Source organism: Micromonospora sp. NPDC049366 (assembly GCF_044466625.1).
In the GTDB taxonomy this organism is placed as follows: domain Bacteria; phylum Actinomycetota; class Actinomycetes; order Mycobacteriales; family Micromonosporaceae; genus Micromonospora.
This window is the reverse complement of record NZ_JBITMV010000012.1, coordinates 143,709-166,385: the sequence shown is the minus strand read 5'-3', so window position 1 is coordinate 166,385 and position 22,677 is coordinate 143,709. Positions and strand designations below refer to the sequence as shown.

The following is a 22,677-nucleotide window of genomic DNA, read 5'->3' as shown; positions in this document are numbered from 1 at the left end:
TGAGGAGCGCACCGTGACCGACCAGCACGACCACGACGGCCCAGACGCCGCACTGCGGGCCGACATCCGGCGCCTCGGCACCCTGCTCGGGCAGACCCTCGCCCGCCAGGAGGGCCGGCCCCTGCTCGACCTGGTCGAGGAGATCCGCGCACAGGTCCGCTCCGACGCCCCGGCCGCCGCTCAGCGGCTCGGCGCCCTCGACGTGACGACCGGCACCAAGCTGGCCCGCGCCTTCTCCACCTACTTCCACCTCGCCAACATCACCGAGCAGGTGCACCGGGCCCGTGACCTGCGGCGACGCCGGGCCGTGCAGGGTGGCTGGCTGGACCAGGCGGCGAAGATGATCGCCGAGCGCGGCGTGCCGTCGGAGGAGATCGCGGCCGTGGCCCGCCGTCTGGCCGTACGGCCCGTCTTCACCGCGCACCCGACCGAGGCGGCCCGCCGGTCCATCCTGTCGAAGCTGCGCGCGATCGCCGACGAGTTGGACGCCGAGACGACGAACGCGATCCTCTACGGCGCCAGCGACGAGGGACCGGCGAACCGCCGGCTGGCCGAACTGCTCGACCTCATGTGGCAGACCGACGAGCTGCGGCTGGACCGGCCGGACCCGACCGACGAGGCGCGCAACGCGATCTACTACCTGCGCGACCTGTACGCCGAGGCGGCCCCGCAGGTCCTCGACGACCTCGCCGACACGCTGCGAGCCCTGGGCGTGGAGACCTCGCCGACGGCCCGGCCGCTGACCTTCGGCACCTGGATCGGCGGCGACCGGGACGGCAACCCCTTCGTCACCCCGGCGGTGACCCGTGACGTGCTGAGCATCCAGCACGAGCACGGCATCGAGGCCACCGAGAAGGCGATGGACCACCTGATCAACGAGGTGTCCGTCAGCCGCCGGCTGCGCGGGGTGTCGCTGGACCTCTCCGCCAGCCTCGCCGCCGACCTGGACGCGCTCCCCGAGGTGGCGCCCCGGTTCCGCCGGGTCAACGCGGAGGAGCCCTACCGGCTGAAGGCGCGCTGCGTGAAGGCGAAGCTGGCCAACACGCGGCAGCGGCTGCGCCAGGGCACCGCCCACGTGCCGGGTCGGGACTACCGGGGCTCGGCCGAGCTGATCGCCGACCTGGAGCTGCTGCGCGCCTCGCTGGCCCGCAACTCCGGTCAGCTCACCGCCGTCGGCCGGCTCGCCTCCACCATCCGTACGGTCTCCGCGTTCGGCCTGCACCTGGCGACCCTGGACGTGCGGGAGCACGCGGAGAAGCACCACGAGGTGCTCACCCAGCTCTACGCTGCCGTCGGCGAGGTCTCCGACTACCCGTCGCTGACCCGGCTGGAGCGCACCAAGCTGCTCGCCGACGAGCTGACCGGCCGCCGGCCGCTCTCCACGCTGGACACCCCGCTGACCGAGGCGGCCCGCAAGACGTTCGACGTCTTCGGCACGATCCGGGAGGCGCAGGACCGGTTCGGCACCGAGGTGATCGAGTCGTACATCATCTCGATGACCCTCGGCGTGGACGACGTGCTCGCCGCCGTGGTCCTGGCCCGGGAGGCGGGCCTGGTGGACGTGCACACCGGCCGCGCCCGGATCGGGTTCGTGCCGCTGCTGGAGACCCCGGCCGAGCTGAACGCCGGCGGGGAGCTGCTGGACGAGCTGCTGTCGCTGCCGGCGTACCGGGCGCTGGTCGCCGCGCGCGGCGACGTGCAGGAGGTCATGCTCGGCTACTCCGACTCCAACAAGGAGGCGGGGATCACCACCAGCCAGTGGTCGATCCACCGGGCCCAGCGGGCGCTGCGTGACGTGGCCGCCCGGCACGGCGTGCACCTGCGCCTCTTCCACGGCCGCGGCGGCACGGTGGGGCGCGGTGGCGGGCCGACGCACGAGGCGATCCTCGCCCAGCCGTACGGCACCCTCGACGGCGCGATCAAGGTGACCGAGCAGGGCGAGGTCATCTCCGACAAGTACACCCTGCCCTCGCTGGCCCGGGAGAACCTGGAGCTGACCCTGGCCGCGGTGCTCCAGGCCACCCTGCTGCACACCGCGCCCCGGCAGCCCGCCGAGATGCTGGAGCGCTGGGACGCCGCGATGGACGTGGTGTCCGAGTCGGCCTTCCGGTCGTACCGGTCGCTGGTGGAGGACCCGGACCTGCCCGCGTACTTCTGGGCGTCCACCCCCACCGAGCTGCTCGGCGCGCTCAACATCGGATCCCGCCCGGCGAAGCGGCCCAACACGGGCGCCGGCCTGGCCGGGCTGCGGGCGATTCCGTGGGTGTTCGGCTGGACGCAGACCCGGCAGATCGTGCCGGGCTGGTTCGGCGTCGGCTCCGGGCTCGCCGCGGCGCGCGAGGCGGGCCTGGCCGACGTGCTGTCCGAGATGCACCGCAACTGGCACTTCTTCCGGACGTTCCTGTCGAACGTCGAGATGATGCTGACCAAGACGGACCTGACCATCGCCCGCCGGTACGTCGAGACGCTCGTGCCGAAGAAGCTCCACCCGATCTTCCACAAGATCGAGGAGGAGTACGAGCTGACGAAGCGCGAGGTCCTCGCGGTGACCGCGTCCCCCGCGCTGCTGGAGAACTCTCCGGTCCTCCAGCGCACCCTCGCGGTGCGCGACACCTACCTCGAACCGCTGCACCACCTTCAGGTGGCGCTGCTCCAGCAGTATCGCGACTCCGGGGCCGCGGGCCGGGCGGTGGCGACGGCGCCGGGCGGTCGACGCGCCCCCGGCGACGGTACGGCTCTGGAGCGCGCCCTGCTCACCACGGTCAACGGCATCGCCGCCGGGATGCGCAACACCGGCTGACGGGCTGCGGGGATGATCCCCGAGCATGTGATGACTCTGCGGCACAGCTGTGCCGCAGAGTCATCACGCTTTCCGACCATCGCCCCGCCGGGGCCGCCACCGGCACGGTGCTCCGCCCGGCCGCGACCCGGCGGCGCTCAGAAGTCCCCGCCGCCGAAATCGCCCCCGCCGAAATCTCCACCGCCGAAGTCGCCCCCGCCGAAGTCGCCGCCGTAGTCCCCGCCGCCGGCGTCACCACCGCCGAAGTCACCGCCCTGGCCGTCGCCGAAGTCGGCGCCGTCGGAGAAGCCCTCCTGGTAGCCGGCGTCGTAGCCGTAGCCGGGGTCGGCGAACGCCGGGGAGAAGAGCGCGTCGGCGATCAACATGCCACCCAGCACGCCCGCGCCGGCCCCCAGCGCGGTCTTCCACCACGGCGTCGAGTACCAACCCGCCGGCACCGACCGGCCCTGGTAGCGACCACCTGGGTAGTAGTACGGCGTGTCCCGCCCCGGCTGCGGCCCGGCCTTGAAGGTCTGGCCCTGCACCTCCACCTGCCGCTCCCGGGTCAACTGGCCGGCACCCACGGCGGCGGCCAGCGGGGGCAGGTCGGGGCCGGGGTCGAGGCCGAGCGCGACCCGGGCCGCCCGGGCGTACGCGAGCCCCTCCAGGGCGGTCTCCCGGGCCAGCCGGTACTGCTGCACCGTGTGGGCCTGTTCGAGCTGACCACCGGCCGCGTTGTACCGCTCACCGGCGTCGACCAGCGCCTGCCGGACGGCCGGATCGTCGCCGTGCAGGTTCATCACCTGACCGCCCAGGCGCTCGTACCAGCGCTGAGCGTCCGCCCGCGCGTCGGCGATCGCGCGACCCTCCCGCACGGCGGCCTCGCGACGCCACCAGACGAACGCCCCGGCCAGCAGTGCCAGCAGGATGGCCAGCAGCAGAAGTTCCATGAACACGACGGTACCCACGCCCGCAACGTCGTACGCGTTTGGCAAGCTTCGGTGATGGACTTCCCGACGCTGGCCGTGGTGGTGCTCTGCCTCGGCGCCGGCGGCGCGGTGGGCTGGTTCGCGGCCCGGTCCCGCTCCGCGGCCGAGATCGCCCGACTCGACGCGACCCTGCGGGCCACCCGGGAGGGCGAGGGCCGGCTTGAGCAGTCCATGCGGGCGCTGAGCTACGAGGCGACCGCCCAGTCCCAGGAGGCGGTGGCCCGGGCCGTCGCCCCGCTGCACGACACGCTGCGCCGCTACGAGCAGCGGGTGGCCGAGTTGGAGCGCGACCGGGTCGACGCCTACGCCGAACTGCGCGAGCAGGTCCGCTCGATGAGCGCGGTCTCGGGTGAGCTGCGCACCGAGACGAAGCAGCTGGTGGCAGCCCTGCGCGCGCCGCAGGTGCGGGGCCGCTGGGGCGAGCACCAGCTGCGCCGCATCGTCGAGGCGGCTGGCATGCTGGAGCACTGCGACTTCGCCGAGCAGGTCACCGCGAGCACCGACCACCAGGGCGTCCGCCCCGACCTGGTGGTCCGGCTGCACGGCGGGCGGTCGGTGGTGGTCGACGCCAAGGCGCCCTTCGACGCCTACCTGACCGCGATGGAGGCGCGCGACGAGCGCGGTCGGGACGGGCACCTCGACGCGCACGCACGGCACCTGCGGGCGCACGTCGACGCGCTCGCCGCGAAGTCCTACTGGGCGGCCTTCGACAGCACACCCGAGTTCGTGGTGCTGTTCGTGCCCGCCGACCCGTTCCTCGACGTCGCCCTCCAGCGCGACCCGACGCTGCTGGAGCACGCCTTCGCCCGCAACGTGGTGCTGGCCACCCCGGCGACCCTGGTCGCGCTGCTGCGCACCGTCGCCTACTCGTGGCGGCAGGAGGCGCTGGCCCGCAACGCGACCGCCGTCCGCTCGCTCGCCCGCGAGCTGCACGGCCGCCTCGCCACGCTCGGCGACCACGTCGGCAAGCTGGGCTCCGCGCTGGGCAGCGCGGTGACCGCGTACAACCGGGCGGTCGGCTCGTTGGAGGCGCGGGTGCTGGTCAGCGCGCGCAAGCTCGCCGAGCTGGGCGTCTCCGACCAGGAGCTGGCCGCGCCCGCCCAGGTGGAGTTGGCGCCGCGGCAGCCGCAGGCGCCGGAGCTGCTGGACGCCTCCGACGGTGAGGTGACCGCCCGCTGACGCGGGCGGCCGCCGTCACGACCGCTTGGCGGTCTCCACCACGAACGGTGTGCCCTGCTGACAGGTGGTCATCATGTCCTCGACCACCCGCCCGGTGACGGTGACCCGGGCCCCTACCGCCAGCACGTCCTTCGGGCCGCCGATCAGCAGGTGGTTGTCGAGCAGCAAGCAGCCCGGCTCGACGCCGGCGGTGATCCGGCCGGTCAGCGACTGGCCGCCGCCGGGCTTCGGCGTCGGGGCACCGGTGGCGGGGGCCGGAGTCGAGGTGACGCTCGGGCCGACCGGCGGTGTGGACGCCGCGGGGCTGGACGGCTGCTCGGTCACCGGGGCTGTTCCCGTCGTGGGGGTGGGCGTGGGGGCGCTGGTGTCGTTCGCGCCGCAGGCCGTGAGCGCCACGGCGGCGGCCACGGCGACGACGGCGAGCCGAAGGGTCCTCATACCGATATCGGACGTACGGGGCCGGCCCGGCGTTCCCGCGCTCAGCCGCGGGCCGCCGCGGCGGCCCGCATGTCCCGCTTCAGCTCCTGCGGTAGCGAGAAGGTCAGCCGCTCGTTGGCGGTGGTGATCTCCTCGACGTCGGCGAAGCCACGCGCGGCGAGGTGCGCCAGCACCTCCTGCACCAGCTCGTCCGGGACGCTCGCGCCGGAGGTCAGGCCCACCGTGCGCGCGCCCTCGAGCCACGCGTCCTCGATCTCGTGCGCGAAGTCGACCAGGTGGCCGGCCCGGGACCCGGCGTCCACCGCGACCTCCACCAGGCGTACCGAGTTGGAGGAGTTCGGCGACCCGACGACGATCATCACATCGCACTCGGGGGCGATCTGCTTGACCACGTGCTGACGGTTGGAGGTCGCGTAGCAGATGTCGTCGCTCGGCGGCGACTGCAGCAGCGGCAGCCGCTTCTTCAGCCGGGCCACGGTCTCCATCGTCTCGTCGACCGAGAGCGTCGTCTGGGAGAGCCAGACGACCTTCTCCGGGTCGCGCACGGTGACGCGGTCGGCGTCCTCCGGGCCGTCGATCAGCTGGATGTGGGCGGGTGCCTCACCGGCCGTGCCGATGACCTCCTCGTGCCCCTCGTGGCCGATCAGCAGGATGTCGTAGTCCTCGGCGGCGAACCGCTTGGCCTCCTGGTGCACCTTGGTGACCAGGGGGCAGGTCGCGTCGATCGCCTTCAGTGAGCGCTCCCGGGCCTGCTCGTAGACCTCCGGGGCCACCCCGTGGGCGGAGAAGATGACGGTGGCGCCCTCCGGCACCTCCTCGTTCTCCTCCACGAAGATCGCGCCACGGGCCTCCAACGTCTGCACGACGTGCTTGTTGTGCACGATCTGCTTGCGGACGTAGACGGGGGCGCCGTAGAGCTTCAGCGCCTCCTCCACGGTCTGCACCGCGCGGTCGACGCCCGCGCAGTAGCCGCGAGGCTTGGCCAGGAGCACGCGCTTACCGGTCCGGGAAGTCGCTTCAGCCTGAGTCACCCGTCCATCGTACGTGCCGGGCCCCCGCGGCCGCCTTCCACGCCCGTCGCCCGCCACCCGTCCCGACCCCGGTGATCAAGAGTTCGACGTCAGGACAGGCGGCGCGGACGACGCAAACTTCTTGATCACCCAGGTGGACCGTAGGGTGGGCGGGTGAGTACCGACGAGGCCGGGCGGAGCACGCCGGAGGAGCCGTGGCCGGTCCGGGTGGTCAGCCAGAAGGTCGGCGCCTGGATCGCGCGGCTCGGCTGGGTGTGGGTCGACGGGCAGGTCGCGCAGATCAGCCGGCGTCCCGGGGCGAGCACGGTCTTCCTCACCCTGCGCGACCCGTCGGCCGACCTGAGCCTGACCGTCACCACCAACCGGGACGTCCTCGACACCGGCGCCCCGGAGCTGCGCGAGGGCGCCCGGGTCGTGCTGCACGCCAAGCCCGAGTTCTACGCCGCCCGGGGCACGCTCAGCCTGCGCGCCGACGAGATCCGCCAGGTGGGCCTCGGTGAGCTGCTGGCCCGGCTGGAGAAGCTGAAGAAGCTGCTCGCCGCCGAAGGGCTGTTCGACCGGTCCCGCAAGCGTCGGCCGCCGTTCCTGCCCCACCGGATCGGCCTGATCACCGGCCGGGCCTCGGCGGCCGAGCGGGACGTGCTGACCAACGCCCGGCGGCGCTGGCCGGCGGTGGAGTTCCGCACCGTCAACGTCGCCGTGCAGGGTCCGAGCGCGGTGCCGCAGATCGTGGACGCGCTGAAGGTGCTCGACGCCGATCCGGCGGTCGACGTCATCGTCATCGCCCGGGGCGGCGGCGGCATCGAGGACCTGCTCCCCTTCTCCGACGAGGCGCTCTGCCGGGCGGTCTTCGCCTGCCGCACGCCCGTGGTCAGCGCCATCGGCCACGAGACGGACACCCCGCTGCTCGACTACGTCGCCGACCTGCGCGCCTCGACGCCCACCGACGCGGCCAAGCGGATCGTGCCCGACCTGACCGAGGAGGTACGCCTCATCGGTCAGGCCCGGTCGCGGCTGGAACGCGCCGTCCGCAACCTGGTCGACCGCGAGGCCCACCGGCTGGACCTGCTGCGCTCCCGGCCGGTGCTGGCCCGCCCGCAGGTGATGGTCGACCAGCGCGCCACCGAGCTGACCGCGCTGCGTCAGCGCGCCGGCCGCTGTCTGGATCACCGCCTCGACGGGGCCCAGGACGAGCTGCGGCACACCCTGGCCCGACTGCGCGCGTTGTCGCCGGCGGCCACCCTCGACCGGGGGTACGCGATCGTCCAGCGCAGCGACGGGCACGTGGTGCGCGCGGCGGGCGAGGTGGGCAAGGGCGATCCGCTGCGGGTACGCCTCGCCGAGGGTGAACTGACCGCGACGGTGGACGGGTGAGCCGGCACGCCGGCGGGTGCGGAGAATGGGGCCGATGACTGACGAGACGAAGGCCGGGCCGGACGAGCGGCTCAGCTACGAGCAGGCGCGCGCCGAACTGGCGTCCGTGGTGGAGCGGCTGGAGGCCGGCGGCACGTCGCTGGAGGAGTCGCTGGCGCTCTGGGAGCGCGGTGAGGCCCTGGCGGTGATCTGCCAGCGCTGGCTGGACGGCGCCCGGGCCCGCATCGACGCCGCGCGCCAGGAGCAGACCTCCTGAGGAGCCGGCACGCCGGCTCCTCAGGGTCGGCCGCTCAGTTGAACAGGTTGTAGAGCTCCGCGGGCGCCTCGACCACCTCGCTGGCCGGCGGCTTCTGCGCCGCGCTGGCGGTGCCGTAGTCGGAGTAGGTGACCCGGACCTCCTGCGCCTTGCTCTGGCCGGCGGCGGGGATCTGCACCACCAGCTCGCTGAGCCGGCCCTGCGGGTCCACCTTCGCGGTGAACGGCACCGACTGGGCCTGCTGGCCGAGCGCGGTGATCACACTGGCGTCCATGGAGCCGGCCTGGGCGGCCTTCGACAGGTCGATGGTGCCGGCGTACGCGCCGTCGCCGGTCCGCCGGACCTCGGTGACGCTCTGGGTCAGCACCTCGCTGCCGGCCGGGTCCAGCTTCTCGAAGTCGAAGCCCAGGTTGCGGTTGCCCTTGATCCGGGTCTGGTCGAGGTGCTGGTACTTGCCGAGGTTCAGCCGGTCCAGGCCGGGTACGCTGCCCGCCGCCTTGCCGCCCAGCTCCACCTTCACCCAGCTGTCCGGCCGGTAGTGGATCACGTCGAGCGTCATCGACAGGTCCGAGGACGCGTCGCCGACGGCCACCCGCATGCTGGCGCTCTGGCTCGGCTCGTGCACCTGCCCCTCGGCGCGGCTGCCGGCACCGCTCATGGTGAACCGGAAGTTGCCCTCCCGAATGGCCGTGGTCGAGGCGAGCAGGGCCTGCTTCGCGTCACCGTCCACCGGCGCGGAGCTGCCGGACGGGGTGGCCGTGCCGGAGGCGGAGGCGCTCGGCGCGGCGGAGCTTCCCGGGGTGCCGGCGGCGTTGCAGGCGGCGAGCCCGGGAGTGAACAGCGCGGCGGCCAGCAGGCCGGCGCCGAGTCGTCGTACGGTCATCTGTGTCTCCCAGAAGGGTCACCCGACGCAGCTGGCGGCGCCGGAGCCGGAGCCGGGCGACGCAACCACCTCCGGCCGCGCCGCGCGAGCCCGATGGCCGGTCACCTCGGCGGCGCCCGGCCGGGGTCCGCCCCTCTCCTGTTCCCTGCCGGCGTGCCCCACAATCACCCCGTTGTCCGGTTGCCCCACCGGGGTGATCCTCGCCGAAACGCGCGACGGGGCGGCCGAGGCCGCCCCGTCGTGGTCGTAGCGACCTACTTGAACATCTCGTACGTCTGCGCGGGCGCCTCGACGACCTTGTCCGCCGACGGCTTCTGCGCGGCGGCGGCGGAACCGTAGTCGGCGTAGGTGACCTTGATCTCGTGGGCCTTGGTCTCCCCGACGGCGGGCACCGACATCACCAGCTCGGTCAGCCGACCCTGGGCGTCCAGCTTGGCCGTGAACGGCAGCGCCTTGGCCTGGTCGCCGAGGGCCTTGACCAGGTCCTGGTCCAGGGCGTCGGAGTTGGTCACGGTGGAGACGTCCAGCTTGCCGCTGTAGGTGCCCTCCCCGGTCTTCTGCACGTCCGTGATGGTCTTGAGCAGGTTCGCGCTGTCACCCGGGTCGACGTCCGCCATGTTGAGGCTGAGCATCTCCGAGTCCTTGATCTTGGACTGGTCGAGGTGCTGGTACTTGTCCTTCGTCGCGGCCGCGCCGGGGATCATGTCACCCAGCTCGCCCAGGTCGAGCTTCACCCAGCTGTCCGGCTCGATGTAGATCAGCTCCAGGCCCATCGAGGACTCGGCGCCGTCGCTCATCGTCATGGTGATCTGCGCGCTGTTGCTGGGCTTGTGGATCAGACCCTTGCCGGTGACGCCGTCGGCGGCCAGGGTGAAGGTGAAGTTGCCCTGCTCAAGCTCCTTCGTCGAGGCGAGCAGCGCCTCCTTCGGGTCGGCCGGAACGGCCGCGGCGGGGGAGCCGCCGGCCGCGGGCTCGTCGGTCTTCGAGTTGCAGGCGGCCAGTGCGGGGATGAACAGGGTGGCGGCGAGTACGCCGGCGCTCCACCGTCGAATGTTCACGGTCGTCTCTTCTCTCGGTACGAAAAGCGCTCGAGCAGCATGACCGCCCGAGCATCAGCCGAGGGAGCGTAGCGGACCGGTCGGACATCCGGGGGACGTCGTACGTTCACCGGTGAAGCGGACGCGACCCGGGTGCGGGGCGACCGTCGGGCCGGCGCCCGGCCCGGTGCGTCCGGTCAGCGCAGCGAGCCGGCGAGCTGACGCAGCTCGTTGTCCCGTGCGTCGCCCACCACGATCACCGTCCGGCCCGGCTCCAACAGCACCAGCGCCTGCTCGTTCGGCCGAGCGGTGTACCGCTGCCACGACCGCCCGGCCAGGTCGACCTGGCCCTGCGGCTGCGCCTGGTCGGTCAGCTCGGCCGGCAGCAGCCGTTCGGCCGGGACGTTGCTCTGCACCAGCTGCGCGCCACGGCCCTCCGGGGTCACGTAGCCGATCCGCAGGGTCGCGCCGCCCTCGACGGCCTGATATCTGGCGTTGACCGTGCTCCAGTCGGAGCTGAGGTCGACCGGCTGGCTGACCGGGAACGCGTTGGCGGCCTGCGCCTGCTCCACGGCGGGCGCGGGGTCGACCGTGCTCGCCTGGTCGCCGCCGAGGAAACCCCGGTAGAACGCCAACAGCAGGGCGATCGGGACGAGGAGCACCAGCAGGGAGATCGCCATGTCCTTCGGCGACCGCGCGGACCGGCGGGCGTCGACGGCCGGCGGCGGCGCCGGCGGGTCCGCGAGGACCGGAGCCGGCTCGCCGACGGTCGGGCTGGGGCCGTCGGTCGGGGTCGGCTCGGCGGGTACGCGGTCGGCAGGCTGTGCGGCTTCCACCTCACCATTCTCGCAGCCGCCCGACCGGCGGTATCCGGGCCATCACCGCCCCGGCCCGGCGCCCGGTCCGCCATCGTGTGAGGATCAGCGCGAAGCCGGTGCCGCGGATCTCCGTCGCGCCGGTCCACCCCGCACCGTCGCGAGGAGGAGCCGTCATGACCAACACCAGGACGCGGATCCCGCAGAATCTGGATCGCAACCTTGCCCTCGACCTGGTCCGGGTCACCGAGGCCGCGGCGATGGCCGCCGGCCGGTGGGTCGGCCGTGGCGACAAGGAGGGTGGCGACGGAGCCGCCGTCGACGCCATGCGCAAGCTGATCAACTCGATCCCGATGCGCGGGGTCGTGGTGATCGGCGAGGGCGAGAAGGACAACGCCCCGATGCTCTTCAACGGTGAGGAGGTCGGTGACGGGACCGGTCCGGAGGTGGACGTCGCGGTCGACCCGATCGACGGCACGACGCTCATGAGCAAGGGCATGCCGAACGCCCTGGCGGTGCTGGCGGTGGCCGAGCGGGGCGCGATGTTCGACCCGAGCGCGGTCTTCTACATGGAGAAGCTCGCCGTGGGCCCGGTCTACGCCGACGTGGTCGACATCAACGCCGGGGTCGCGGAGAACCTCCGCCGCATCGCCAGGGTCAAGGGCACCGACATCTCCGAGGTGACGGTCTGCGTCCTCGACCGGTCCCGGCACGACGACCTGGTCGCCCAGATCCGCCGGGCCGGCGCGGGCATCCGCTTCATCTCCGACGGCGACATCGCCGGCGCCATCGCCGCGGCCCGGGGCGAGTCGGACGTCGACGTGTTGATGGGCATCGGCGGCACCCCGGAGGGGATCACCGCCGCCTGCGCCCTGAAGTGCATGGGCGGTGTGATGCAGGCGAAGCTCTGGCCCAAGGACGACGAGGAGCGGGAGAAGGCGCTGGCCGCCGGGCACGACCTCGACCGCGTGCTCACCACCGACGACCTGGTCACCGGCGACAACTGCTTCTTCGTGGCCACCGGCGTGACCTCCGGCGACCTGCTGCGCGGGGTGCGCTACCGGGCGGGTGGGGCGTACACGCAGTCGATCGTGATGCGCTCCAAGAGCGGCACGATCCGGGTGATCGACTCCTACCACCGGCTGGAGAAGCTGGCGCTCTACTCGGCCGTCGACTTCGACGGCCGGCCCCTGGCCGAGCAGGAGTGAGCACGGGGACCACGGCCCGGCCCGTCCTGCCGGCCACCCGCCGGATCATCGGGGTGGGCCTGGCGAGCGTCTCCGGGGTCGCCGTCGCCGTGCAGTCACGGATCAACGGCGAGTTGGGCGTACGCCTGGGTGACGGTTTCGCCGCCGCCGTGGTCTCCTTCGGCCTGGGCCTGCTGGTGCTGCTGGCCCTGGTGCCGGCCACCCCCACCGGGCGGCGGGGCCTGGTGGCCGTCCGCCGGGCGCTCACCGCCGGTTCGCTGCGCCCGTGGCAGTGCCTCGGCGGCGTCTGCGGCGCGTTCCTCGTGGCCACCCAGGGGCTGACCATCGGCACCCTCGGGGTGGCCGTCTTCACGGTGGCGGTGGTCGCCGGCCAGTCCGGCAGCAGCCTGGCCGTCGACCGGGCCGGCATCGGCCCGACCGGCCGACAGGCGATCACCGGCCAGCGGCTCGCCGGGGCCGCGCTGACCGTGGTCGCGGTGCTGATCGCCGTCAGCGACCGGCTCGGTGAGCCGGACGCGCTGGCGCTGGCCGTCCTGCCGCTGCTGGCGGGGATCGGCATCGCCTGGCAGCAGGCGGTCAACGGCAGGGTCCGGGCCGCCGCCGACAGCGCGCTGACGGCCACGCTGGTCAACTTCGCCGTCGGTACGACGGCCCTGCTCGTCACGTTCGCCGTCGACGTCGGGGTCCGTGGCTGGCCGACCGGCGACCTGCCCAGCGAGCCCTGGCTCTACCTGGGCGGACCCATCGGCATCGTGTTCATCGCAATCGCCGCCGCGATCGTGCGCTACACCGGCGTGCTCCTGCTGGGCCTCGCCACGATCGCGGGTCAGGTCGTCGGCGCGGTCCTGCTGGACGTCGTCCTGCCGACGGCGGCCTCACACCCCGGCTTCACCACGCTGCTCGGCGCCGCCCTCACCATGGTCGCCGTGCTCATCGCCGCTCTCGCACCCCAGCGCTGACGTGCGGCCGCCGGGCCCCGCCGGCGGGGTCACCCGGCGTCGGACGAGTGGCCCGGGAAGAGGTGGGCGGCGGGGTCGATCACGACCGCCGCGTTGTTGACCGCCGTCGCCGCCTCACCGAAGCCGGTGGCGATCAGGCGGACCTTGCCCGGGTACTCGGTGATGTCGCCGGCCGCGAAGACCCGCGGCAGGTTGGTCGCCATCGTGCTGTCCACCACGATGTGCCGCCGGTCCAGCCGCAGCCCCCACTCGGTGAGCGGGCCGAGGTCGGCGGTGAAGCCGAGCGCGGCGACAACGCTGTCGACCGGCAGCGTCTCCGCGGCGGCGCCGCGTACGGTGATCTCCGCGCCGGTCACCGCGTCGTCACCGTGCAGGCGGGTCACCTCGGCGTTGACCACCACCCGGATCGGCAACGCGAGCACCCGCGCGACGGTGGCGGCGTGCGCCCGGAACTTCTCCCGACGGTGCACGAGCGTCACCGAGCGGGCCAGCGAATGCAGCGTCAAGGCCCAGTCGAAGGCGGAGTCGCCCCCACCGACGATCAGCACGTCGCGGCCGGCCAGCTCGGCCGGCTGCGGCACGAAGTAGACGATCCCGCCGCCCACGAAGCCCTCGGCCACCGGGAGCGGCCGTGGCGTGAAGCTGCCCAGCCCACCGGTGATGACCACCGCGCCGCACCGCAGCTGCTCGCCGCCGGCGAGCCCGAGCACCGGCGTCCCGTCGGCGTACGTCAGCTTCTCCGCCCGGGTGCCGAGCAGGTAGCGGGGCGCGAACGGAGCCGCCTGGGCGACCAGGTTGGCCACCAGGTCGCGGCCCTTGATCGACGGGAAGCCGGCCACGTCGAGGATCAGCTTCTCCGGGTACATGGCCGTGACCTGCCCACCGGGCTCCGGCAGCGCGTCGATCACCGCCACGGAGAGCCCTCGGAACCCGGCGTAGTACGCGGCGAAGAGACCGGCTGGACCGGCCCCGATCACGGCGACATCGACCTCGCGCATGGCGTACCGTCGCTTCCCGCTCGCGGATCAACGCGTGCTGATGCCGACGGTAGGGCGCGGGTGCCCCGCGGGCAAGCATGTCCCGCGAACGGCGCGCGGGCGCGCGCCCGGGGACTCGTCAGGGCAGCGTGAGTGAGGACTCGGAGTGGTCGGGGCCGCCACGGTCGTTGCGGCGGCGACGGAACACGATGGCCGCGACCACGCCGCCGAGCAGGCCGAACAGGTGCCCCTGCCAGGAGATCCGGTCGTCGGTGGGCAGGATGCCGACCAGTTGCCAGCCGTAGAGCAGGCCGACCAGGAGGAAGACGGCGAAGTTCCACCAGCTGCGCTCGAAGATGCCCCGGGTGAGCAGGATGCCGAGGTAGCCGAAGATGACGCCGCTCGCGCCGACCACCACCGTGCTGGACGAGCCGGTGAACCAGACGCCGAGCCCGCTGACCAGGATGATCACCAGCGTGGACCAGAGGAACCGGCGGGCACCCGCGGCGAGCACGAAGGTGCCGAGCAGGATCAGCGGGATGCTGTTGCTGTAGAGGTGGTCGAAGCCGTGGTGCAGGAACGGAGAGAAGAAGACCCCGTCAAGGCCGTCGATGCGGTGCGGGATGATGCCGGCGGTGGCGTCCAGGCCGAACCCGAGACCCTGGTCGACGGCCTCGATGAGGAAGAGGAATGGCACCACCGCGCACATCGCGACGAAGGCCCGGCCGAGCGCCGCGTAGAACGCCTCGGTGCCGAACCGGGTCGGGTCGCCGCTTCCGGGGAGCAGGGTCACCCCCCAAGAGCTATCAGCAATCTCCGCCGGCCGCCACTCACGTCCCGCCCGTCCGGCCCCGTACGCGGCGGCGGGGCGGGTGGTCGACCACCCGCCCCGCCGTCCACGACCGATCAGTAGTGGCCGTTGTTCTGGAAGTACGTCCAAGCCCCGCAGGGCGTGTCGTAGCGGCCCTTGACGTAGCCCAGCCCCCACTTGATCTGGGTGGCCGGGTTGGTCTGCCAGTCGTCGGCGACCGAGCCCATCTTGCTACCCGGGAGCGCCTGCGGGATGCCGTAGGCGCCGGACGACGAGTTCTTGGCCTTGTGGTTCCAGCCGCTCTCCTTCGTCCAGAGCTTCTCCAGGCAGGGGAACTCCTTGATGGGGAACATCTTGAGCATCTCCGCGCAGCCGATCGCCCGGTTGCCGCTGTACTCCGAGCAGGACTCGGGTATCGGCCCGTCGTACGGCTTGGCGGGTGCGTTCGCCGCGTCCCGCGCGCGCTTGCGGGATGCCGCGGCCTGTTCGGCCCGCTTGGCCCGGTCAGCGGCCTCCTTGGCCGCCTCGGCGGCCCGGAGCTTGGCCTGGTACTCGGCCGCCCGCTGCCGCGCGGACTGCACCTGGTGGGCGGCGTGCCGCTCACGCTGGTACTCGTACTCGGCCTGGTCGACCTCGGCGCCGACCTGCGCGGTGAGGCCCTGTTGCTGGGTCTCCCGGTCTTCGCCCAGATAGAAGCCGCCGGCAACACCCACGGAGAGCAGTGCGACGGCGGCCGTACGGGCACCCAACCGGCTCCACAGCCGACTCACGAAGTGGTCCCTTCGTCGGGGGCAAGGACACGACGCGGCCTGGGCCGGCGGGGGCCGGTCCCGCGTCGTGAGCGCCCCGACCGATGCCGGCCGCAGCCGACGTACCGGTCCCCGCCGATCCCGTTCCGCGTGTGACGAACGATCCTGGGCGATCTTTCCGGTGCGTGGACGCTCGTGGGACACCATCGCGCACGGTGAGGCCGATGGGAAACCAAGAGACAGCTTTGTGACCTGCACCACACGCAAAATGCGGACAAACCGCCATCAAACGCCCGTCAGGTCGGGATGTCCTCCAGTAGATCCGTCACCATCGCGGCGATGGGCGACCGCTCCGAACGGCTGAGCGTGACGTGAGCGAAGAGCGGATGCCCCTTCAACGCCTCGATCACCGCGGTCACGCCGTCGTGCCGACCGACCCGCAGATTGTCCCGCTGCGCCACGTCGTGCGTGAGGACGACCCGGGAGCCCTGGCCGATCCGGGACAGCACGGTCAGCAGCACCCCCCGCTCCAGGGACTGCGCCTCGTCCACGATCACGAAGGCGTCGTGGAGGCTGCGCCCACGGATGTGCGTCAGCGGCAGCACCTCGAGCAGGCCGCGCGAGGTGACCTCCTCCAGCACGTTCTCGTGCACCACCGCGCCGAGGGTGTCGAAGACCGCCTGCGCCCAGGGCGACATCTTCTCCGATTCGGAACCGGGCAGATAGCCCAACTCCTGGCCGCCGACGGCGTACAGGGGGCGGAACACGATCACCTTCTTGTGCCGGCGCCGCTCCATCACCGCCTCCAACCCGGCGCAGAGCGCCAGGGCGGACTTGCCGGTGCCGGCCCGGCCGCCGAGCGAGACGATGCCGATCGACTCGTCCAGGAGCAGGTCCAGGGCGATCCGTTGCTCGGCGGAGCGGCCGTGCACACCGAACGCCTCCCGGTCGCCGCGGACCAGCCGTACGGTCTTGTCCGGCAGCACGCGGCCGAGCGCCGACCCACGGGCGGAGTGCAGCACCAGGCCGGTGTGACAGGGCAGCCCGGCGGCCTCGTCCACGTCGAGGGCGTCCCCGGCGTAGAGCCGACCGATCTGCTCCTCGGTCAGCTCCAGCTCGGCCATGCCGGTCCAGGTCGGGTCGCTGGCCTGGCCGTGCCGGTACTCGTCGGCCCGCAGGCCGACCGACGCGGCCTTGACCCGCAGCGGCATGTCCTTGCTGACCAGCGTCACCGACCGGCCCTCGGTGGCCAGGTTGAGCGCCACGGAGAGAATGCGGGCGTCGTTGGACTCGGTGCGGAAGCCGGGTGGCAGCACCCCGTCGTCGGTGTGGTTGAGCTCCACCCGCAGGGTGCCGCCGGCCTCGTTGGCGGGCACCGGCCGATCCAGCCGGCCGTGCCGCACGCGCAGCTCGTCGAGCATGCGCAGCGACTGGCGGGCGAACCAGCCAAGCTCCGGATGGTGCCGCTTGCCCTCCAACTCGGAGATCACCACGAGCGGCAGCACCACCTCGTGTTCGTCGAAGCGGTGGAAGGCCGCGGGGTCGGAGAGCAGGACCGAGGTGTCCAGGACGAAGACCTGGCCGTCTGGTCGAGGCTCCAAGCTGTCGGCCGGCGCGGTGGCCGCCGTGCGGCGGCTCCGGGTGGCTCGGCGGGTCGTGGCAGTCGCGGCCGGGGTCTGGTCGGCACCGGCGGTGGTACGGCGAGTCGTCACAGGCCTGCTCCGGCAGGTGGGCACCCGCCACCCGCGTTCCGCCTCCTCCGGTGCCCGGGGGACACGGGGTCGGATGCGGGCCCCGTGCGCGAGGTCGCAGGTCCGGGCAACCGGTTGGCCCGGGAGAACCCCGTGCCATGCCTAGACGCTAGCCGGGTCCGGGCATCCCGGCTAGAGGGCGATCGTGGATCACCGGAGACCGGCACGTGAGCGGCGGTCCACCCGCGGCAGCCGGCGCGATCGGGCGCGCCGGCTGCCGAGCCACGGGCGGCGGAGCCGGCCGGGATGCATGCCCCCTGCGCGCATCCCGGCCGGTGGGACCACCGTCACCGGTCTGACGTGGCCCCGACGGTGCGTGTCCGCCGCGGACGACGCACCGTGCCTGGTCGACGACGCCCGAGGCCCGCTGGACGGCCCCGGCGGCCGTCAGCCGGTCCGTCGGACCAGGGTGCCGGTCGGGTGCCGCCCCGTGACCGGGGCGGCCGGCGCCGTGAACGACGAACCGGTGTACGTGGTGCCGGGGGCGGCGACCGTCCCGCTCACCCGAAGGGTGCTCGGCGGCGTGGACAGGGCGGAGGCGATGGCCGCCTGGGCGTCCCGACGGCGCCGGTTCCAGGCGCCACGGTCACCGTCGAAGTAGCCCTGCCGGTAGCCGAACCGGTAGCCGATGCGGTAGCTGAGCTGCCCGTGCAGGCGCCCCGCCGCATAGCTGGCGGCGCCGAGCACGAGCACCAGGAAGATCGCGAGGAACGGGCTCATCGGGCGGCTCCGGTGCGCCGCGGGTGCCGGGTCATCGTTCCTCCGGCTCTACCGTGGTGGGATCGGCGACCAGCAGCCGGTCCAGGTCGTCGGTGCTGACCTCCTCGACCAGCTCGACGCTGATCCGGCAGCCGTCCACGACGACCTCCGCGACCGACGAGCGCCGGATCTCCCCGCCGGCGTCGTAGACCCGTACGCTCAGCTCCGGGCAGCCGAGGTGGGTCCGCCAGGCGTTCCACTCGGCCCGGTCGCCCACGCTCAACGAGAGGTAGCGGCAGCCCCGCGCGAGATAGAGGCGCCAGGGGGCGCTGAGGCCGGCCTCGACGCCCTCGGCGATCAGGCCGAAGGCCTGGGCGCGGGTAGCGAGTTCGGTCACCACACCTCCCCTGCACCGAGGGCGTGACGCATGTGAGCACCAATCGTCTCAGGCACGTGACACACCGTAGGATGTCCCATGGACGTGACAGTATCAGCTTTTCGTCTGTTTACCCCGACACCTACGGGCATCTATTCTGCCCGGGTGAGGCCCCTCAAAAGCGCTGCTGGATCGTTTACCGGGAACCCGAGAGTGCCGTCACGTTCGCGTGACAGTAGCGTGCCGGGCTCCCCATCCCGAGCTGACTGGTCGTACCGTCACGAGGTGACCGAGACGGCCAACGCCCGGAAGATCGCATTCGCCACCTTCGTCCGGCGCGCCCTCGACGAGGCGCGCGCGACCCGGGCATGGAGCGGCACCGAGGTCTCCCGGCGCACCGGCGTCTCCCGCCAGACCATCAACCGGTGGGTCCGCGGCGACTGGGCCAGCGACCCCGAGGCGGAGCGGGTCGTCGCCTTCTGCGAAGGCCTCGGCCTCAACCCCGCCACCGCGTTCGCGGCCCTCGGGTGGGACCGCACGGCCGCGGCTCCGCGCGGCAACCAACCGCCCCCGCCGATGGACCCGGACGTCGAGGCACTGCTGCGCCGGCTGGTCGATCCCGACGTGTCCGATGCGGAGAAATTCCACATCCGGGAAACCATTCGATACCTCGCCTACCGCCCCACCCTCCCGCTCGATGCCCGAAAGCGAGAGCAACAGGCCGGCTAGTTCCTCAGATGGCGAAAGAACGGCAGGTCAGACTCATTCGTTTCGCTCCGGGGCCGGAACGCGCACGCTAGCGTCCCTATTCGTACTGCTTGGGCTCGTCGTCGGCGGGGGGACGGGACAAGGCCGAACCCAGCCCTGCGGGACAGAAGGAGGGGTCTGTCCATGACCCTGAAATGGTTGGCAGTCGTGGTGGCCACGGTGTCGGTGACATTGTGCGTCACCGGTAACGCGGTGACCCTCGCGGTCAACGGCGGGCAGCTTCCCCTGCTCGTCAACCTGTTCGCGCTCACCATCGCCGGCACCTCCGTGGTGCTGGCGGTCCTGGCCGAGCTGCACGAGCGGCTCAACGACCGGATCAGCGCGCTCACCGAGTTCCTCGTCGCCCGGTTGGACGAGATCGAGTCGCACACCGGTGATCGCAACACCGGTTTCGTCGAGGGTTACCTGCTCAGCCACGGGCAGGACGCGGCGATCGTGCCGTTCGGGCGCCGGGGTCGGGGAGCCGCCGAACGCTGACCCGTACGCCCCCGCCGAGGGGCTTCTCTCGGCCACGAATGAGCCGCCCGAGCCGGGGTACGCTGACGCGCGTGCCGCCGTTGAATGTGGGCAACCAGCAGCCGAGGACTCCGTTGAACGCCGATGAGGCCTGGCGTACGACCGCCGGTCGGGCCGCCCGGACCGTGCTCTTCTTCGACTTCGACGGAACTCTCGCGCCGGTAGACGACGACCCGACCGCCGTGCAGCCCGCGCCCAAGGTGCTGGCCGCGATCGAGTCGCTGGCCCCGCTGGTCCGGCGGATCGCGATCGTCTCCGCCCGACCGGTCGAGTTCCTCCGGGAGCACCTCGGCGGTCTCGACGGCGTGGACCTCTACGGCCTCTACGGCCTCGAGCACAGCCACTCCGGTGGCGAGACGGTCACCGAGCCGGCGGCCCTGCCCTGGGTGCCCACCATGTCCGAGCTCGCCGACCTGGCCCGCGCCGAGCTGCCGGCGGGCACGCTCGTCGAGTTCAAGCGGCTCTCCGTGGCGCTGCACTGGCGCACCGCCCCGCAGCTCGGCGACGCCGTGCAGGAGTGGGGCCGGACCCAGGCGGACCGGCTCGGGCTGCGCGTGCAGGCGGGCCGCATGGTGCTCGAACTCAAGCCGCCGGTCGACCGTGACAAGGGCATGGTGATCGGTGAGGTGATCCGGGACGCCGGTGGCGCCTGGTACTTCGGCGACGACGTCTCCGACATCAAGGCGTTCGCCGCGCTGCGCGCCCGCGCCGCCGCGGATCCGGACTTCTTCGGCGTCTGCGTGGCCGTGGCCAACCCGGAGACGGGGCAGGAGGTCGCCGACGCCGCCGACCTCACGATCGACTCCCCCGCCGCCCTCGGCGACTTCCTCACCGAAGCCACCCACCACCTGACCTGACCCGCCCCCGCGCGCGCCGCGGTGACGCCCCCGCTACTCGCGATCTTGCACTTGATGCCCGGCATATCCGGCAGAACGGTCACCCTGAGGGCCGAAAATGCAAGATCGTCGGGCCGGAGGGCCGGGGACCGGAGGGGCCGGCGGGGCCGGGGTCAGGCGCCGTAGCGGCGTTGGCGGTTGGCGTACGAGCGCAGCGCCCGGAGGAAGTCGATGTGCCGGAAGTCGGGCCAGTTGAGTTCGCAGAAGTAGAACTCGGAGTGCGCCGACTGCCAGAGCATGAAGCCGGAGAGGCGCTGCTCACCGCTCGTCCGGATCACCAGGTCAGGGTCCGGCTGACCGCGCGTGTAGAGGTGCTCGGCGATGTGCTCGACGTCCAGCACCTCGGCCAGCTCCTCGATGGTGCCGCCGGACGCGGCGTGTTCGAGCAGCAGTGAGCGGACCGCGTCGGTGATCTCCCGCCGACCGCCGTAGCCGACCGCGATGTTCACCTCGGCCCCGCCGCTGCGGTCCCGGGTGCGCTCCTCGGCCGCCTTCAGCGCGGCGGCGGTCTGCGCGGGCAGCAGGTCGAGCGCGCCGACCATCCGCAGCCGCCACGGGTTGCCCTCCTCCGCCAGCTCCACCACCAGGTCCTCGATGATCTGGAGCAGCGGGTCGAGCTCGCTGGCCGGCCGGCGCAGGTTGTCGGTGGCCAACAGGTAGAGGGTGACGTGGGCGATGCCCGCCTGGTCGCACCAGCCCAGCACATGCTTGATCTTGGCCGCGCCGACCCGGTGTCCGTCGTTCGGGTCGACGAAGCCCATCTCCTTGGCCCACCTGCGGTTGCCGTCGCACATCACTCCGACATGCCGGGGCACTGGCTTGCCCGCGAGCTTGGCCGTCAGACGGCGCTCGTACACGGAGTAGATAAGGTTCCGCAGAGACATCACCTAGCAGCGTAGCGACCTGCCGGAGGAATTACCGCCTCGGAGGGCCATCCTGGGAAACCAGACCGAGGCCGATCATCGCCAGGGTGCGGCCGTCGAGCCGTCCGTCGCCGAGCCCCAGCTCCACTACCGTCCGGTAGACCCGGTCGTCGCGCCGCGCGGCCCGGACCGCGGCGTCGACCACCCAGTGCCGCCGGGCCAGCCAGGCCGCCGCTGAGCTGTGCCGCAGGTGGGTGCCGAGACGGCGGCGCAGCGCGTCGACGTACCGCGCGACGGGCCGTTGCGGCGAACCGGCCACCGCCGCGCCGGCCAGCGCCCCGGAGAGCAGGGCGTAGAAGATCCCCTCGCCGGTGAACGGATTGATCAGCGAGAGCGCGTCCCCGGCCAGCAGCACCCGCCCCCGGCCGGGTGACGGGCGGTGGGTGGACAGCGGCAGGTGGTGCGCGCGCAGCCCGTCAACGGCCGCCGGGTCGGTGCCGGGCAGCAGGGCGGCGAGCCGATCGAGCAGGTACTGCCGGGTCAGCGGCTCGCCCCGCAGCACCTCTCCGTACCCGACGTTCGCGCGGCCGTCACCGATCGGGAACGACCAGGCGTACGCCGGCCAGCGCCGCCCCGAGGTCACGATGAGCTGCTCGGGCGGCCCCGGCAACGCCGGCGCGTACCCTCGGATGGCCAGCGCCAGGTGACGGTCCGGGTTCACGGGGTGCCCGAGCGCCCGCCGGACCACGGAACCGGCCCCGTCCGCCCCCACCACCGCCCGCGCGGTCAGCTCCCCGTCGAGGACGACCCGGTCACCGTGCTGCTCGATCCGGCGTACGGTGTGCCGGCGCAGCTCCGCCCCGGCGGCCACCGCGGCGGCCACCAGCCGGGCGTCGAAGACCTCCCGGGGCACCGTGTACGCCGGCCGGGGCAGCTTCCGCGCGACCGCGTCGCCGCCCGGGCCGATGAGGCGCAGTGCCGGGAGCGGGGCGTAGCCGGCCACCGCGTCGCGTACGCCCAGCTCGTCGAGGACCTCCAAGGCATGGGCCGCGATCCCGTCGCCGCATGCCTTGTCCCTCGGGAAGTCCGCCCGGTCCAGCAGCAGCACGCGGGCACCCGCCCGCCGGGCCGCCAGCGCGGCCGCCGCACCGGCCGGGCCGGCCCCGACCACCGCCACGTCGAAGTCGTCACCCATCGCGTCGCCCTCCTCCGGCGGTGGCCCGGCACGGCCGGGTCGGCTGCTCCCCCGCCTGCCCATCCTGCCCGGTGGACGCTCACGATCGCCGATACCGCACCGGCACGCCCGGGTGACGGGCCGGCCGG

The 22,677-nt window shown here is 72.8% G+C and carries 24 protein-coding genes; 9 read left to right on the top strand and 15 right to left on the bottom strand.

The window, feature by feature from the left end:
* Nucleotides 1–13: 13 nt before the first annotated feature.
* Nucleotides 14–2,800: a phosphoenolpyruvate carboxylase gene (ppc, locus tag ACIBTV_RS18720; RefSeq protein WP_396706421.1), complete on the top strand. Its 2,787-nt coding sequence runs from the start codon at nucleotides 14–16 to the stop codon at nucleotides 2,798–2,800.
* 137 nt (nucleotides 2,801–2,937) lie between these two features.
* Here the strand turns inward: ppc and ACIBTV_RS18715 are convergent, their stop codons facing one another.
* A complete protein-coding gene (locus ACIBTV_RS18715; protein ID WP_396706419.1) occupies nucleotides 2,938–3,729 on the bottom strand; it encodes a hypothetical protein in 792 nt (263 codons plus the stop codon).
* Nucleotides 3,730–3,783: 54 nt separating this feature from the next.
* Here ACIBTV_RS18715 and ACIBTV_RS18710 point away from each other — a divergent pair, with 54 nt between their 5' ends.
* Complete coding sequence (locus ACIBTV_RS18710) at nucleotides 3,784–4,947, top strand: DNA recombination protein RmuC (protein WP_396706418.1); 1,164 nt, start codon at nucleotides 3,784–3,786, stop codon at nucleotides 4,945–4,947.
* Between the two features lie 15 nt (nucleotides 4,948–4,962).
* On the opposite strand, the gene ACIBTV_RS18705 is transcribed toward ACIBTV_RS18710, so the two are convergent.
* Nucleotides 4,963–5,385, bottom strand: coding sequence for a hypothetical protein (locus tag ACIBTV_RS18705; protein ID WP_396706416.1), 423 nt, complete (start codon nucleotides 5,383–5,385; stop codon nucleotides 4,963–4,965).
* A 41-nt stretch (nucleotides 5,386–5,426) separates the two neighbouring features.
* On the bottom strand, nucleotides 5,427–6,416 hold the full coding sequence (locus ACIBTV_RS18700) for a 4-hydroxy-3-methylbut-2-enyl diphosphate reductase (RefSeq protein ID WP_396706414.1): 990 nt from the start codon (nucleotides 6,414–6,416) through the stop codon (nucleotides 5,427–5,429).
* A gap of 207 nt (nucleotides 6,417–6,623) precedes the next feature.
* Between ACIBTV_RS18700 and xseA the strand changes: the two genes are divergently transcribed.
* Together xseA and ACIBTV_RS18690 are read left to right on the top strand one after the other, a co-directional pair.
* Complete coding sequence (gene xseA, locus ACIBTV_RS18695; protein ID WP_396706515.1) at nucleotides 6,624–7,790, top strand: exodeoxyribonuclease VII large subunit; 1,167 nt, start codon at nucleotides 6,624–6,626, stop codon at nucleotides 7,788–7,790.
* A 34-nt stretch (nucleotides 7,791–7,824) separates the two neighbouring features.
* A complete protein-coding gene (locus ACIBTV_RS18690; protein WP_091592290.1) occupies nucleotides 7,825–8,046 on the top strand; it encodes an exodeoxyribonuclease VII small subunit in 222 nt (73 codons plus the stop codon).
* Nucleotides 8,047–8,080: 34 nt separating this feature from the next.
* Here ACIBTV_RS18690 and ACIBTV_RS18685 read toward each other — a convergent pair whose 3' ends face one another.
* The 4 genes from ACIBTV_RS18685 to ACIBTV_RS18670 all read right to left on the bottom strand — a co-directional run bounded on the left by ACIBTV_RS18685 (nucleotide 8,081) and on the right by ACIBTV_RS18670 (nucleotide 10,959).
* Nucleotides 8,081–8,929 carry a hypothetical protein gene (locus ACIBTV_RS18685; RefSeq protein WP_396706412.1) on the bottom strand — a complete coding sequence of 283 codons (849 nt, stop codon included), beginning with the start codon at nucleotides 8,927–8,929 and terminating at the stop codon, nucleotides 8,081–8,083.
* Nucleotides 8,930–9,183: 254 nt separating this feature from the next.
* The gene (locus ACIBTV_RS18680) at nucleotides 9,184–9,987 is read right to left on the bottom strand and encodes a hypothetical protein (RefSeq protein ID WP_396706410.1); all 804 of its coding nucleotides are present in this window, start codon (nucleotides 9,985–9,987) and stop codon (nucleotides 9,184–9,186) included.
* A 176-nt stretch (nucleotides 9,988–10,163) separates the two neighbouring features.
* Nucleotides 10,164–10,802: a DUF4245 domain-containing protein gene (locus ACIBTV_RS18675; RefSeq protein ID WP_396706408.1), complete on the bottom strand. Its 639-nt coding sequence runs from the start codon at nucleotides 10,800–10,802 to the stop codon at nucleotides 10,164–10,166.
* Nucleotide 10,803: 1 nt separating this feature from the next.
* A complete protein-coding gene (locus tag ACIBTV_RS18670; RefSeq protein WP_396706406.1) occupies nucleotides 10,804–10,959 on the bottom strand; it encodes a hypothetical protein in 156 nt (51 codons plus the stop codon).
* Between ACIBTV_RS18670 and glpX the strand changes: the two genes are divergently transcribed.
* Together glpX and ACIBTV_RS18660 are read left to right on the top strand one after the other, a co-directional pair.
* On the top strand, nucleotides 10,958–11,989 hold the full coding sequence (gene glpX, locus ACIBTV_RS18665; protein WP_396706404.1) for a class II fructose-bisphosphatase: 1,032 nt from the start codon (nucleotides 10,958–10,960) through the stop codon (nucleotides 11,987–11,989). The genes ACIBTV_RS18670 and glpX overlap by 2 nt on opposite strands.
* Entirely contained in the window at nucleotides 11,986–12,948 is a 963-nt protein-coding gene (locus ACIBTV_RS18660) for a DMT family transporter (protein ID WP_396706402.1), read from the top strand. Before glpX ends, ACIBTV_RS18660 begins: the two co-directional genes overlap by 4 nt.
* A 29-nt stretch (nucleotides 12,949–12,977) precedes the next feature.
* Here ACIBTV_RS18660 and ACIBTV_RS18655 read toward each other — a convergent pair whose 3' ends face one another.
* The 6 genes from ACIBTV_RS18655 to ACIBTV_RS18630 form a co-directional block, all read right to left on the bottom strand.
* The gene (locus tag ACIBTV_RS18655) at nucleotides 12,978–13,946 is read right to left on the bottom strand and encodes an NAD(P)/FAD-dependent oxidoreductase (protein WP_396706399.1); all 969 of its coding nucleotides are present in this window, start codon (nucleotides 13,944–13,946) and stop codon (nucleotides 12,978–12,980) included.
* Nucleotides 13,947–14,064: 118 nt separating this feature from the next.
* Nucleotides 14,065–14,718 carry a rhomboid family intramembrane serine protease gene (locus ACIBTV_RS18650; protein ID WP_396706397.1) on the bottom strand — a complete coding sequence of 218 codons (654 nt, stop codon included), beginning with the start codon at nucleotides 14,716–14,718 and terminating at the stop codon, nucleotides 14,065–14,067.
* A 113-nt stretch (nucleotides 14,719–14,831) separates the two neighbouring features.
* On the bottom strand, nucleotides 14,832–15,506 hold the full coding sequence (locus tag ACIBTV_RS18645; protein ID WP_396706395.1) for a lytic transglycosylase domain-containing protein: 675 nt from the start codon (nucleotides 15,504–15,506) through the stop codon (nucleotides 14,832–14,834).
* 275 nt (nucleotides 15,507–15,781) lie between these two features.
* Nucleotides 15,782–17,197, bottom strand: coding sequence for a PhoH family protein (locus ACIBTV_RS18640; RefSeq protein WP_396706393.1), 1,416 nt, complete (start codon nucleotides 17,195–17,197; stop codon nucleotides 15,782–15,784).
* 426 nt (nucleotides 17,198–17,623) lie between these two features.
* Nucleotides 17,624–17,956, bottom strand: a complete 333-nt coding sequence (locus tag ACIBTV_RS18635) for a hypothetical protein (RefSeq protein WP_396706391.1) — start codon at nucleotides 17,954–17,956, stop codon at nucleotides 17,624–17,626.
* Nucleotides 17,957–17,987: 31 nt separating this feature from the next.
* Nucleotides 17,988–18,332, bottom strand: a complete 345-nt coding sequence (locus ACIBTV_RS18630; protein ID WP_396706389.1) for a hypothetical protein — start codon at nucleotides 18,330–18,332, stop codon at nucleotides 17,988–17,990.
* Between the two features lie 264 nt (nucleotides 18,333–18,596).
* Between ACIBTV_RS18630 and ACIBTV_RS18625 the strand changes: the two genes are divergently transcribed.
* The 3 genes from ACIBTV_RS18625 (at nucleotide 18,597) to otsB (ending at nucleotide 20,452) form a co-directional block, all read left to right on the top strand.
* Entirely contained in the window at nucleotides 18,597–19,040 is a 444-nt protein-coding gene (locus ACIBTV_RS18625) for a helix-turn-helix domain-containing protein (protein ID WP_396706387.1), read from the top strand.
* Between the two features lie 162 nt (nucleotides 19,041–19,202).
* On the top strand, nucleotides 19,203–19,556 hold the full coding sequence (locus ACIBTV_RS18620; protein ID WP_396706385.1) for a hypothetical protein: 354 nt from the start codon (nucleotides 19,203–19,205) through the stop codon (nucleotides 19,554–19,556).
* Nucleotides 19,557–19,627: 71 nt separating this feature from the next.
* Complete coding sequence (otsB, locus tag ACIBTV_RS18615; RefSeq protein ID WP_396706383.1) at nucleotides 19,628–20,452, top strand: trehalose-phosphatase; 825 nt, start codon at nucleotides 19,628–19,630, stop codon at nucleotides 20,450–20,452.
* A 152-nt stretch (nucleotides 20,453–20,604) separates the two neighbouring features.
* Here the strand turns inward: otsB and ACIBTV_RS18610 are convergent, their stop codons facing one another.
* Both ACIBTV_RS18610 and ACIBTV_RS18605 read right to left on the bottom strand, forming a co-directional pair.
* A complete protein-coding gene (locus ACIBTV_RS18610; RefSeq protein WP_091592316.1) occupies nucleotides 20,605–21,375 on the bottom strand; it encodes an isoprenyl transferase in 771 nt (256 codons plus the stop codon).
* A 31-nt stretch (nucleotides 21,376–21,406) separates the two neighbouring features.
* Nucleotides 21,407–22,549, bottom strand: coding sequence for a geranylgeranyl reductase family protein (locus ACIBTV_RS18605; protein WP_396706380.1), 1,143 nt, complete (start codon nucleotides 22,547–22,549; stop codon nucleotides 21,407–21,409).
* Nucleotides 22,550–22,677: the final 128 nt, after the last annotated feature.